We start from the raw sequence: 12,772 nt of genomic DNA on the forward strand, positions 1-12,772 counted from the left end.
CGGTGTTCGAGCCGCCATCGCGAGCGTGCTCGCTCCTACAGAGGTACGCGCTCTCCGGTGGGAGCGAGCTTGCTCGCGATGGTCGTCAACGATAACGCTGGCAGCCTGACACCCCGCGGTGTTCGAGCCGCCATCGCGAGCGTGCTCGCTCCTACAGAGGTACGCGCTCTCCGGTGGGAGCGAGCTTGCTCGCGATGGTCGTCAACGATAACGCTGGCAGCCTGACACCCTGCGGTGTTCGAGCCGCCATCGCGAGCGTGCTCGCTCCAACAGAGGTACGCGCTCTCCGGTGGGAGCGAGCTTGCTCGCGATGGTCGTCAACGATAACGCTGGCCGCCTGACACCCTGCGGTGTTCGAACCGCCATCGCGAGCATGCTCGCTCCTACAGAGGGACGCGCTCTCCGGTGGGAGCGGGCTTGCTCGCGATGGTCGTCAACGATAACGCTGTCAGCCTGACACCCTGCGGTGTTTGAGCCGCTATCGCGAGCAAGCTCGCTCCTACAGTGCGTTACACCAGCTGGAAATATTCAGCGACTAAAGTCTACTCAAGATAACTATCGCACAACCGATACCGACTCCAATCAGTAAGCATGGCTAATAGGAGTGGGTATGTTTGTATGGATCAGGAATATCCGTGTGGGTGCCAAACTGGCACTTGGTTTTGGCCTCGTACTGGGTCTGGCATTACTGTTGATCGTTGCCGGTTGGCATGCGTTGACCTCGCTGACCGAGCGAGGCGTAAAGATCGAGAACATTGTCAAAGTCGGCGAATACACCCGAGAGTTACGTATCGAGCGGTTACGGGCGGGCAGCAATACTCAGGTTGAGGCTTTGCAGCCCGTCTACAAGATTCTTGATCGGTTGGCCACTCACCTGGAAAGTATCAAAGGGCATTACAGCACGGCCGCTGATCAGGCGTTACTTGCCCAGCAAATTGACGCGGTCAAAGAGTACGCAAAACTTTTGCCTCAACTGAGTCAACCCGCGACCGACGCCAAAGCGTTGTACAGCCGTCTGGTGCAATTGGGCGATCGTCTGCTGACCACTTCCCAGGAATTGATCGAAGCGCAGAACAACAAGCGCGATGCCGATGCTACCGCCGCCAAGTCGCTGTTGGTCGGGCTCGGCATACTCGCGTTATTGATCGGCAGCCTGACCGCCTGGGTCATCACCCGACAAATCGTCGGCCCCCTGCGTCACACGCTGGAAGCCATGTCGCGCGTGTCCAAGGGCGATCTTAGCCACGACGTGAAAGTCGACCGACGCGACGAACTGGGCCAACTGCAATCGAGCCTGCAGCAAATGACCCTCGCGCTACGAGACTTGATCGGCGGCATCCGCCACAGTGTGGTACAGGTCGCCAGCGCCGCCGAGCAGTTGTCCGCGGTGACCGAAGAGACCAGCGCCGGGGTCAACAGCCAGAAAATGGAAACCGACCACGTCGCCACCGCCATGAACGAAATGACCGCGACCGTGCAAGACGTTGCTCGCAACGCCGAAGAAGCGAATCGGGCTGCGACCGTTGCCGATCAGCAGGCCAATGAAGGTGAGCAGGTGGTGGGCGATGCCATCGAGCGCATTGAGCGCCTGGCACAAGAGGTGGGCAGCTCAGCGAAGGCCGTGGCTCATCTGAAAGGGCAGAGCGACAAGATCGGTGGTGTGCTGGACGTGATCAAGGCCGTGGCACAACAGACCAACCTGCTGGCGCTGAACGCGGCCATTGAAGCGGCACGGGCCGGCGAGGCGGGGCGCGGCTTTGCGGTAGTGGCCGATGAAGTGCGCAACCTGGCCCAACGTACCCAGCGCTCCACCGAAGAAATCGAAAGCCTGATTGTCGGCATTCAAACCAGCACCGAAGCCGTTTCCGCGAGCATGGACACCAGCCTGGACATGAGCCAAAGCAGCGTGCAATTCACTCGGCGCGCCGGTGAGTCGCTCGAAGGCATCACGCGCACGGTGTCGACCATCCAGGCGATGAACCAGCAGATCGCCACGGCGGCGGAACAGCAGAGCGCAGTGGCCGAGGAGATCAACCGCAGCGTGATCAACGTGCGCGATATTTCCGATCAAACGGCCGGTGCGAGCGAGGAAACCGCCGCTTCCAGCATCGAGCTGGCGCGCCTTGGGCATGAGCTGGAAGTGCTGGTCGGGAAATTCACCGTCTGACCTGCCGCCCTGTAGGAGCGAGCATGCTCGCGATAGTCGTGAACGATACCGCTGGGTACCTGACGCCCCGCGGCGGCCGTGACTCCATCGCGAGCATGCTCGCTCCTACAGGTTACAGGGCGCCAGGTCACTGACAATCAACTGCCTGATCCCCTCGAACAACTGATCATTCTGCTCCTGGGTGCAATCCTCGCCATATCGCTTGCGCAGCCCGTAATGGCTGAGAATCAGATGGACATCAGCGTGCAAGTCATGCTGTTTCAGGCAGTTCTCCACGCATTGCAACGGGCAACCATCCAGGGCATAGATCCTGCGTCCGGAGCGTGCCTTGTTGACCAGCGACCCCACGTGCCCGCCAATGCCCGCAATGCAGGACATTTCTGCCACACCGCTGCGGTCCAGGCGCACAGCCAGGTTGTTGGCCAGTTGCGCGACGTTGGAACAGCCCGAGCAGGCGTAAACCAAGGGCAGCGTTGAAGGGGGCATGGGCATTCTCCTGTGGTGGACCGTCCCAGTGTGCAAGGTGCGAGGCGTTACACAATTGATTGCAATCAATTTCGCCTACTGGAACGCCGCCAACGCCTCTTCATCGGCCAGCAAACGAATGTTGCGCCGCTCCATCGTAATCAACTCGCACTCCACCAGTCGGTGCAGGATTCGCGAGAACGTCTCCGGTTGAATCCCGAGCTTGGACGCCACCAGTCGCTTGGACACCTGCAAGGTGATCTGGCCGGTGGTGGGGTGACGTTCCTGCAGCAGGAAGTTGATCACCCTCCGACTGGCACTGGCCATGGTCAGGGTGTCGATGTCGCGCAGACGCAGGTGCAGGTGGATGCTCATGCTCGCCAGGATCGCCAGGCAAACCTTTGGCGCATCTTCCAGGGCGTTGCGATAGTGCTGGCCGTCGATGGTCACCAGTACGCTGTCCTTGAGCGCCGTGGCGCTGACCGGGTATTGGCGTGCCTGGCTGAAGAGCAGGGCTTCGGCGAACGTCTGGCCGGGCTGGATGATTTCCACCAGGTTTTCCTGGCCTTCACCGGTCAGTCGATACAGCTTGATTTGCCCGCTGATCAGCAGGAAAAAACGCTTGGCCGGGTCGCCCTGGTGCATGAGCGTGCTGTGGCAGCTCAAACGCTTGAGCATGGCCAGCCCACAGACTTCCTCGAAGACTTTCTCCGGCAGCTGGCTGAACAGGTGATGACGGCGCAACGTTAAAACAATGGATGGGTGGGTCAGCATGGCGTACCTCCGCTGTCGCTCATAGTAGAGAGCGCAGGCCGCTTGACCTATGCCTCTGCCGGCCTACCTCCAAGGAGGCATGCGTTTCAACCTGCACTGTGCAGGTGCTCCATGGCCCACACGGCCGCTTCGACCCTTGAGCGCAAACCGAGCTTGTGCAGCAGGTTTTTCACATGCACCTTGACTGTGCCTTCGGTGATCCCCAGCTTGTGCCCGATCACCTTGTTGCTCAGGCCCGCGGCGATGGTCTTGAGCACCTGGCGCTCGCGCTCGGTCAGTTCCACCACGGCCTGGCGCGGCGGCGAGCGAAGGGCCTGGGCCATGACCCGGGTCAGCCCGGGGCTGACCACCAGCGTGCCGTTCATGGCATCGCGGATGTACTGGATCAGCAGTTCGGGCTCCATGTCCTTGAGCAGATAGCCGTCGGCATCCAGGCGCAAGGCGTCGCGGATGTCGTCTTCGGCATCCGAGACGGTGAACATCAGCACCTTGCCGGTGTAGTTCATGGCCCGCAGATGCCGCAGGGTCTGGATGCCGTTCATTTGCGGCATGTTGTTGTCGAGCAGCACCAGGTCCGGTTGCAAGGGCTCGATCAGGGTCAGCGCTTCTTCGCCATGGTTGGCTTCGCCGACGATCATGAAGTCGTCTTCGAGCTCGAGCATCTGGCGGATGCCGCGACGCATCATCGGATGATCGTCGACCAGCAGGATTCGGTGTTGGGTGTTCATGCGACGCTACCTTCAGTGTGCTGTCCGAGAAATTCCGGGCGGAACTCCAGTTGGACGAGGGTGCCCTGCGGCTCCCTGGAAAAAATGTGCAATTGCCCGCGCAGGCTGCGAGCGCGTTCATCCATGATGTTCAGGCCGTGGTGTTCGCGCTGGTCGACGTCGCCGCTGAAACCGCGTCCGTCGTCTTCCACCGAGAGCCGCACGGTTTCGCCGTCCTGGCGCAGCTCCAGCCAGGCGTTCTGTGCATGGGCGTGGCGCAGGCAGTTGGAGAGCGCTTCGCGGGTGATTTGCAGGATGTGGATCTGTTCGCTGGCCGACAGCTCGAAGGCCAGGGTGTCAACGTGCAGGTGCACCTTGAACTCGCCGCGACGGGTGAACTCCTCGGCGGCGTCCTTGAGCTCCTGGACCAGGCCGGCATCGTGGATCTGCAAGCGGAATGTGGTGAGCAGCTCGCGCAGTTGGCGATAGGCGTTGTTCAAGCCTTCGCGCAATTCCGAGGTGACGCTTTCCAGGGTGTGCACCGGTTCGCCCCGGCGCATCAGGGTCTGCATGCGGCTGACTTGCAGCTTCATGTACGACAGCGCCTGGGCGAGGGAGTCGTGCAGCTCGCGAGCGATGATCGTGCGCTCTTCGAGCAGCAGCAGGCGATGGTCCTGCTCCCGTTGGCGCTTGAGAGACAGCGAGGTGCCGATCAGGTTGGCCAGGGCCTGGATCAATTGAGTTTCCCAGGCCTGGGTCGGGTGACCGTCGATGAAGTGCGCCTTGAGTTCGCCTAATTGGCTGCCCTGGTTACTGATGCTGAAGGTCTGCTGGCTGGTGTTGTGATGCCGGTGGCACGTCGCGCAATCGCTGCTGGCGCAGACCTCGCGGCTGTTGGCACCGTGCAGTGCGATCAACTGTTGGGCAGGGGCCTGCGGCTGGCCTTGCAGACACAGGGACAGGCGCAGGCCGGGCAGACGTTGCTGGAAGCGCCGGATCAGGTCATCCAGGCCTTCGGCGTTGGCCAGGCGCGTGGCCAGGTTACGGCTGCTCTGGTACAGCAGCTCCAGCGCCGCGTTGGCCTGTTGCAGGTTCAGGGTTTTTTGCTGAACCTGGCTCTCAAGGGTGCGATGGGATTCTTCGATGGTCTCGGCCATGGCGTTGAAACTGGTAGCCAGTTGGCCCAGTTCGTCATCGGACTGGTGGTTGACGCGCACCTGGAAGTCGCCGCGACGAAAACGCTGGGTGGCATCCACCAACTCCCTGAGCGGAGAGACCACGCCGTACTGCAATTCATACAGGCCAATCAGCAGGATGAACATGGTGCTGAACAGCGCCATGCCCTGGATGAACTGTTGCCAACTTTGTTTCTGTTCGCTCTGGCGTTGCAGAAGGCTGACGAACTGGTTCAGCCGTTCGACGAAGGGTTGTGCCTCGGCCTGGAACGCCACGGCATCGCCACGCGCCAGCGCAGGGTGCAACACCTCGCTCCATTGCTGCTGGATCTGTCCGTAACTGATTTGCAGCGCGGTGGTCGGGCCGTCTTCCAGCACGGCCTTGAGCGACTGACTGTTGAGGCGCCGTTGCAGGCTGGTGGTGATGTCGGCGATTTCGCTGGCGGGGGCACCGGCGGCGAGTTTCCAACTCAGGTGGTAGGTCTCCATGCGCACAGAGCCGGCGGTATTGATGGCAGCGGCATCGCCCTGGCTGAACCAGGCGATCAGGCCGGCGCTCAGGGAGCTGGCGAGGGCGAGAACGGCGATCAGAATCACCGCGAGACCGGCGCGAGCGGGCAGGGAGCTGCGTAACCAGCGAATCATGGTCGCTGACCTTGGCAGAGCACTAAAAAACAAGGCATGGAGCATTCCCGGGTAGGTGGGCACCCGATCCCGGACGCGCTACCTCTAAAGAGTTGTCGACGGATCCTTGTCGACAGAACACTGGGTAGAAAAAGTTAAAACGCTGATAAACAAAGGGTTTTAGGCTTTTTCCTGGCTACCTCCAAAGAGGTAGATGGCGCCAGCATAGGCCTGAGGCCGAGGGGGCGACGTTGATACAGATCAAGTTTTTGCGGGGTAGGGCTCTTTAGTCTGCGGCCATGGCTAACTGACTGGGAGAACATCGTGAGCCAACCCCGTGTACAACAAGGCTTGGTGTTGGGTATGAGTACCCTGGCCTTCACCGTCTGTTTCATGGTCTGGATGATGTTTGCCGTGCTTGGAGTGCCGATCAAGGATCTGCTCCAGCTCAACGAAACTCAGTTTGGCCTGTTGGCCGCCACGCCGGTGCTGACCGGTTCCCTCGTACGTCTGCCACTGGGCCTGCTGACCGACCGGTTCGGCGGGCGCATCGTGTTCTTTCTGCTGATGCTGTCCTGCGTCGGCCCGCTCTACCTGATCAGTCACGCCACCGCCTACTGGCAGTTCCTGGTGCTGGGGCTCTTCGTCGGCCTGGCCGGTGGTTCCTTCTCGGTGGGCATTGCCTACGTCGCCAAGTGGTTCGACAAGGACAGCCAGGGTTTCGCCATGGGCGTGTTCGGTGCCGGTAACGCCGGTTCCGCGGTGACCAAGTTCCTCGCGCCGGCCTTGATTGCCGCTGGCAGTTGGCAGCTGGTGCCAAAAGTGTTCAGCGCCATCCTGTTTATTACGGCGTTGCTGTTCTGGTTCCTGAGTGCTGACAACAAGGCACACCGCAGTGCGTCGGGCGCCAGCCTCCGCGAACAACTGGCATCGCTGAAAGACCCGGCGGTGTGGCGCTACTGCCAGTACTACTCGATCGTCTTCGGTGGCTACGTCGCCCTGGCGTTGTGGATGACCAAATACTACGTGCAGGAATACGGTTTCAGCCTGCAAAGCGCGGCGCTGCTGGCCGCCTGCTTCTCCCTGCCTGGTGGCGTGCTGCGTGCCGTCGGTGGCTGGATGTCGGATCGGTGGGGCGCGCAGAGCGTGACCTGGTGGGTGCTGTGGGTGAGCTGGATCTGCCTGTTCCTGCTGTCGTACCCGCAAACCCAACTGCAGGTGCAGACCATCAATGGTCCGGTGGACTTCCACATCGGCCTGAGCCCTGCGCTGTTCACCGTGCTGCTGTTCGTCATGGGCATCGCCTTCGCATTCGGCAAGGCCTCGGTCTTCAAGTACATCGCTAACGACTATCCGAAAAACATGGGGGCGGTGTCCGGCATCGTCGGCCTGGCCGGCGGCCTGGGTGGTTTCGTCCTGCCGATCATGTTTGGCGCCCTGGTGGACCTCACCGGCGTGCGCTCCTCCTGTTTCATGCTGCTGTACGGGGTGGTCTGGGTGTCCCTGACCTGGATGTACATCAGCGAAGTACGCAAAAGCCAGGTGCTCGGTAAAGAACCGTCGCTGCCTCGCTCCTGAATTCCAGCCTTGCAAGGAGAACACCATGTCCGTTCTACAAAAGCCTGATAAAGGCCCGGTCATCCACGACTGGCGCCCCGAAGACCCGACTTTCTGGGGCCGCAGCGGTAAGAAAACCGCCACGCGCAACCTGTGGATCTCCATCCCCGCGCTGCTGTTGGCCTTTGCGGTGTGGATGGTGTGGAGCACGGTGATCGTGCGTCTGAACGCCATCGGCTTCAACTTCAGTACCGACCAGTTGTTCTGGCTGGCGGCGTTGCCAGGGTTGTCCGGTGCTACGTTCCGCGTCTTCTATTCGTTCATGGTGCCGATCTTCGGTGGCCGTCGCTGGACCGCCCTGAGCACCGCGTCACTGCTGATCCCTTCGCTGTGGATGGGCTTTGCCGTACAGGACCCGAGCACCCCTTACAGCGTGTTCGTGTGGATCGCCTTGCTCTGCGGTTTTGGCGGCGGCAACTTCGCCTCCAGCATGTCCAACATCAGCTTCTTCTACCCGAAATCGCAACAAGGCACCGCGCTTGGCCTGAATGCCGGCCTGGGTAACCTGGGCGTGTCAGTGATGCAGTTCTGCGTGCCGCTGGTGATCACCTTCGGCGTGTTTGGCTTCCTCGGTGGCAAATCGCAAACCCTGCCGGACGGTGGTGAGTTGTGGTTGCAGAACGCCGGTTTCATTTGGGTGCCGTTCATTGTCCTGGTCACCCTGTTTGCCTGGTTCGGCATGAATGACCTGTCCAGCGCCCGCGCTTCGTTCAGCGAGCAGGCGGTGATCTTCAAACGCAAGCACAACTGGTTGATGTGCTGGCTGTACCTGGCCACTTTCGGTTCGTTCATTGGCTTCTCCGCAGCCTTCCCGCTGCTGATCAAGACGTCGTTCCCGGACGTCATCGCCCTGAAATTCGCCTTCCTCGGCCCGCTGGTTGGCGCCCTGGTGCGTCCATTGGGTGGCTGGCTGGCAGACAAGCTCGGCGGTGCGCGGGTGACCCTGTGGAACTTCGTGCTGATGATCGTGATGGTCTTTGGTGTCTTGCACTTCCTGCCAGTCAGCCACAACGGCGGCGCCGCCCAGGGCGGTAGCTTCTACGGCTTCCTGGGCATGTTCATGCTGCTGTTCATCACCACCGGCATCGGCAACGGCTCCACCTTCCGCATGATCCCGGTGATCTTCCGCACCCAGCACGAGAAAGCCTCGGCCGGCAAGCCGCAAGCCGTGCGTGATCAAGCGCTCAAGGATGCCGGCAAGGAATCCGCCGCCGTGCTCGGCTTCAGCTCCGCCATGGGCGCCTTCGGTGCGTTCTTCATCCCTAAATCGTTCGGCACGTCGATGGCCCAGACCGGCGGGCCGGAGATGGCTTTCTACATGTTTGTCGGTTTTTACCTGAGCTGCATCGTCGTGACCTGGTGGTGCTACGCGCGCAAAGGCGCCGCGAACCCCTGCTGATACGACCCCAATCCAACCATTGCGTGGGCGGGGCGCAGAACCCCGCAGCAAGCCTGAGAGGACATAACCTTGAGTCATTTACTGGATCAACTGCGGTTTTTCAATCGCAAGCAAAGCGAGTTTTCCGACGGTCATGGCGAGACCCGCAAGGAGTCTCGCGACTGGGAGAACGTCTACCGTTCCCGCTGGCAGTACGACAAGATCGTGCGTTCCACCCACGGGGTGAACTGCACCGGGTCCTGCTCGTGGAAAATCTACGTGAAGAACGGCCTGATCACCTGGGAAACCCAGCAGACCGACTACCCGCGTACCCGCAACGACCTGCCCAACCATGAACCCCGTGGTTGCCCGCGTGGTGCGAGCTACAGCTGGTACATCTACAGCGCCAACCGCCTCAAGTACCCGAAAATCCGCAAGCCGCTGCTCAAGCTGTGGCGTGAAGCGCGCCTGACCATGGCGCCCGTGGAAGCCTGGGCGAGCATCGTCGAGAACAAGGCCAAGGCCGACTCGTACAAGAGCAAGCGCGGCATGGGTGGTTTCATTCGTTCGAGCTGGGATGAAGTCAACGAAATCATCGCCGCGTCCAACGTCTACACCATCAAAACCTACGGCCCGGACCGGGTGGTCGGCTTCTCGCCGATCCCGGCGATGTCGATGGTCAGCTACGCCGCGGGTGCCCGTTACCTGTCGCTGATCGGCGGCGCCTGCCTGAGCTTCTACGACTGGTACTGCGACTTGCCGCCAGCCTCGCCAATGGTATGGGGCGAGCAGACCGACGTGCCGGAATCGGCCGACTGGTACAACTCCAACTACATCATCGCCTGGGGCTCCAACGTTCCGCAGACCCGTACCCCCGATGCGCACTTCTTCACCGAAGTTCGCTACAAGGGCACCAAGACTGTGGCGATCACCCCGGACTACTCGGAAGTCGCCAAGCTCACCGACCTGTGGCTGAACCCGAAACAGGGGACCGACGCGGCGCTGGCGCAAGCGTTCAACCATGTCATCTTCAAAGAATTCCACCTGGACAAGCCGAGCGCCTACTTCACCGAGTACGCCAAGCGCTTCACCGACTTGCCGGTGCTGGTGCTGCTCAAGCCAACGGCGGATGCGACCCAGGCAGCCGGTTACCAACCGGACCGCTTCCTGCGCGCCAGTGACCTGACCGACAACCTCGGCCAGGACAACAACCCGGAATGGAAAACCATCGCCCTGGACGCGAATGGCGAACTGGTATCGCCGCAAGGCTCCATCGGTTATCGCTGGGGCGAGAAGGGCAAGTGGAACATTCTGCCGCGTGAAGGCGGCGAAGGTCGCGAGATCGACCTGAAGCTCAGCCTGATCGGCGAAGACGTGGCCGAAGTGGCGTTCCCGTACTTTGCCGGTGAGTCGCAAGAGCACTTCGAACACGTCGCTGGCGAGGCCATCCAGTACCGCCGTGTGCCGGTACACAGCGTGACCCTGGCCGACGGCAGCGTGGCGAAAGTCGCCACCGTGTTCGACCTCTCGGCCGCCAACCTGGCGATCGACCGTGGCCTGGGTGGCGCCAACGTCGCCAAGGACTACAACGACGCCTCGGTGCCTGGCACCCCGGCCTGGCAGGAGCAGATCACCGGCGTCAGCCGTGAAAAAGCCATTCAGATCGCCCGTGAGTTCGCCGACAACGCCGACAAAACCAAAGGTCGTTCCATGATCATCGTCGGCGCGGCGATGAACCACTGGTACCACATGGACATGAACTACCGCGGGCTGATCAACATGCTCATGCTCTGCGGTTGTGTCGGCCAGACCGGTGGCGGTTGGGCACACTACGTGGGCCAGGAAAAACTGCGTCCGCAGTGCGGCTGGCTGCCACTGGCCTTCGGCCTGGACTGGAACCGTCCGCCACGCCAGATGAACGGCACCAGCTTCTTCTACGCGCACAGCTCGCAATGGCGCCACGAGAAGATGAGCATGCACGACATATTGTCGCCATTGGCCGACAAGTCGCAGTTCCCCGAACACGCCCTGGACTACAACATCCGTGCTGAACGCGCCGGCTGGTTGCCGAGTGCGCCGCAACTCAACACCAACCCGCTGAACATCTGCCGCGACGCTGCTGCCGCCGGCATGGACCCCAAAGACTACGTGGTCAAGTCGTGGCAGGACGGTTCGCTGCGCTTTGCCTGCGAACAGCCGGACAGCCCGGTCAACTTCCCGCGCAACATGTTCATCTGGCGTTCCAACCTGCTGGGCTCCTCGGGCAAGGGCCACGAGTACATGCTCAAGTACCTGCTGGGTACCAAGAACGGGGTGATGAACGAAGACATCGGCCAGGTGGGCGACTGCAAACCTGAAGAAGCCGAATGGGTCGATCAGGGCGCCATCGGCAAGCTTGACCTGGTGACCACCCTGGACTTCCGCATGTCCTCGACCTGCGTCTATTCCGACATCGTGTTGCCGACCGCAACCTGGTACGAAAAAGACGACATGAACACCTCGGACATGCACCCGTTCATTCACCCGCTGTCGGCCGCCATCGACCCGGCATGGGAATCGCGTTCCGACTGGGAAATCTACAAAGGCATCGCCAAGGCGTTTTCCGCCATGTCCGAAGGGCACCTGGGTGTCGAGAAAGACCTGGTGACCGTTCCCCTGATGCACGACAGCGTGGGCGAACTGGCCCAGCCGTTCGGCGGCACCGACTGGAAAACCGCCGGTGTGGCCCCGCAACCGGGCAAGAACGCGCCGAACCTGCAAGTGGTCGAGCGTGACTACACCAACATCTACAAGCAGTTCACCTCGCTGGGCCCTTTGCTTGAGAAACACGGCAACGGCGGCAAGGGCATCAACTGGAACACCGAAGAGGAAGTGGAATTCCTCGGCGAGCTGAACCACCACGAAACCGCTGACGGTATCAGCCAGGGTCGGCCAAAAATCGACACGGCCATCGACGCTGCCGAAGTGATCCTGTCCCTGGCTCCGGAAACCAACGGCCACGTAGCGGTCAAGGCCTGGGCGGCGCTGTCGGAATTCACCGGCATCGACCACAGCCACCTGGCGTTGTCCAAGGCCCACGAAGCGATTCGTTTCCGCGACATCCAGGCGCAGCCGCGCAAGATCATCTCCAGCCCGACCTGGTCGGGGCTCGAGGATGAACACGTCAGCTACAACGCCGGCTACACCAACGTGCACGAAGACATCCCGTGGCGCACCATCACCGGTCGCCAGCAGTTCTACCAGGATCACCCGTGGATGCAGGCGTTCGGCGAGCAGTTCATGAACTATCGCCCACCGGTCAACACCCGCACCATTGCCGGTGTCAAAGGCAAGCGTGGCAACGGCGAGACCGAAATCGTCCTGAACTGGATCACTCCGCACCAGAAGTGGGGCATCCACAGTACCTACACCGACAACCTGCTGATGCTCACCCTGAGCCGTGGCGGCCCGATTGTCTGGCTCTCGGAGAACGACGCCAAGCGCGCCAACATCGAGGACAACGACTGGGTCGAGTGCTTCAACGCCAACGGTGCACTGACCGCCCGTGCGGTGGTCAGCCAGCGCGTGAAAGACGGCATGGTGATCATGTACCACGCCCAGGAACGGATCGTGAACGTGCCGGGTGCGCAGACCACCAAGACCCGTGGCGGCCACCACAACTCGGTGACCCGCGTGGTGCTCAAGCCGACCCACATGATCGGCGGCTACGCGCAGCAGGCCTACGGTTTCAACTACTACGGCACCGTCGGCTGTAACCGCGACGAATTCGTGGTGGTGCGCAAAATGTCCAAAATTGACTGGCTCGATGGCACCGACGGCGATGCCTTGCCGCGTCCACTGCCGACCGACATCGAGGAGAACTGAG

8 protein-coding genes are annotated in these 12,772 nt (G+C 61.4%); 4 read left to right on the forward strand and 4 right to left on the reverse strand.

Features of this window, described 5'->3' with window-relative positions; translation table 11 throughout:
* The first annotated feature begins 610 nt into the window (after positions 1-610).
* A complete protein-coding gene (locus AB4O36_RS09815; protein WP_460141608.1) occupies positions 611-2,167 on the forward strand; it encodes a methyl-accepting chemotaxis protein in 1,557 nt (518 codons plus the stop codon).
* A gap of 105 nt (positions 2,168-2,272) precedes the next feature.
* Here AB4O36_RS09815 and AB4O36_RS09820 read toward each other — a convergent pair whose 3' ends face one another.
* From AB4O36_RS09820 to AB4O36_RS09835, 4 genes are all read right to left on the reverse strand, one after another.
* On the reverse strand, positions 2,273-2,653 hold the full coding sequence (locus AB4O36_RS09820; RefSeq protein ID WP_460124174.1) for a putative zinc-binding protein: 381 nt from the start codon (positions 2,651-2,653) through the stop codon (positions 2,273-2,275).
* A gap of 75 nt (positions 2,654-2,728) precedes the next feature.
* On the reverse strand, positions 2,729-3,406 hold the full coding sequence (locus AB4O36_RS09825; protein ID WP_460124176.1) for a Crp/Fnr family transcriptional regulator: 678 nt from the start codon (positions 3,404-3,406) through the stop codon (positions 2,729-2,731).
* Between the two features lie 86 nt (positions 3,407-3,492).
* Positions 3,493-4,134, reverse strand: a complete 642-nt coding sequence (gene narL / locus AB4O36_RS09830) for a two-component system response regulator NarL (protein WP_460124179.1) — start codon at positions 4,132-4,134, stop codon at positions 3,493-3,495.
* The gene (locus AB4O36_RS09835; protein WP_460124182.1) at positions 4,131-5,933 is read right to left on the reverse strand and encodes a HAMP domain-containing protein; all 1,803 of its coding nucleotides are present in this window, start codon (positions 5,931-5,933) and stop codon (positions 4,131-4,133) included. Before AB4O36_RS09835 ends, narL begins: the two co-directional genes overlap by 4 nt.
* Before the next feature lie 303 nt (positions 5,934-6,236).
* Here AB4O36_RS09835 and AB4O36_RS09840 point away from each other — a divergent pair, with 303 nt between their 5' ends.
* The 3 genes from AB4O36_RS09840 (at position 6,237) to AB4O36_RS09850 (ending at position 12,771) form a co-directional block, all read left to right on the forward strand.
* Positions 6,237-7,490 carry an MFS transporter gene (locus AB4O36_RS09840; protein WP_460141609.1) on the forward strand — a complete coding sequence of 418 codons (1,254 nt, stop codon included), beginning with the start codon at positions 6,237-6,239 and terminating at the stop codon, positions 7,488-7,490.
* Positions 7,491-7,515: 25 nt separating this feature from the next.
* Positions 7,516-8,928 (forward strand): NarK family nitrate/nitrite MFS transporter, encoded by a 1,413-nt coding sequence (locus AB4O36_RS09845; RefSeq protein ID WP_460124187.1) that lies wholly within the window; start codon positions 7,516-7,518, stop codon positions 8,926-8,928.
* Between the two features lie 69 nt (positions 8,929-8,997).
* Complete coding sequence (locus AB4O36_RS09850) at positions 8,998-12,771, forward strand: nitrate reductase subunit alpha (RefSeq protein WP_460141610.1); 3,774 nt, start codon at positions 8,998-9,000, stop codon at positions 12,769-12,771.
* Position 12,772: the final 1 nt, after the last annotated feature.

It is taken from the genome of Pseudomonas sp. S2_E01 (assembly GCF_054668365.1).

Coding starts and splice junctions, on each gene's coding strand:
- AB4O36_RS09815 (WP_460141608.1), top strand. CDS start 611: ATGTTTGTATGGATCAGGAATATCCGTGTGGGTGCCAAACTGGCACTT.
- AB4O36_RS09835 (WP_460124182.1), bottom strand. CDS start 5,933: ATGATTCGCTGGTTACGCAGCTCCCTGCCCGCTCGCGCCGGTCTCGCG.
- AB4O36_RS09820 (WP_460124174.1), bottom strand. CDS start 2,653: ATGCCCCCTTCAACGCTGCCCTTGGTTTACGCCTGCTCGGGCTGTTCC.
- AB4O36_RS09825 (WP_460124176.1), bottom strand. CDS start 3,406: ATGCTGACCCACCCATCCATTGTTTTAACGTTGCGCCGTCATCACCTG.
- AB4O36_RS09845 (WP_460124187.1), top strand. CDS start 7,516: ATGTCCGTTCTACAAAAGCCTGATAAAGGCCCGGTCATCCACGACTGG.
- narL (WP_460124179.1), bottom strand. CDS start 4,134: ATGAACACCCAACACCGAATCCTGCTGGTCGACGATCATCCGATGATG.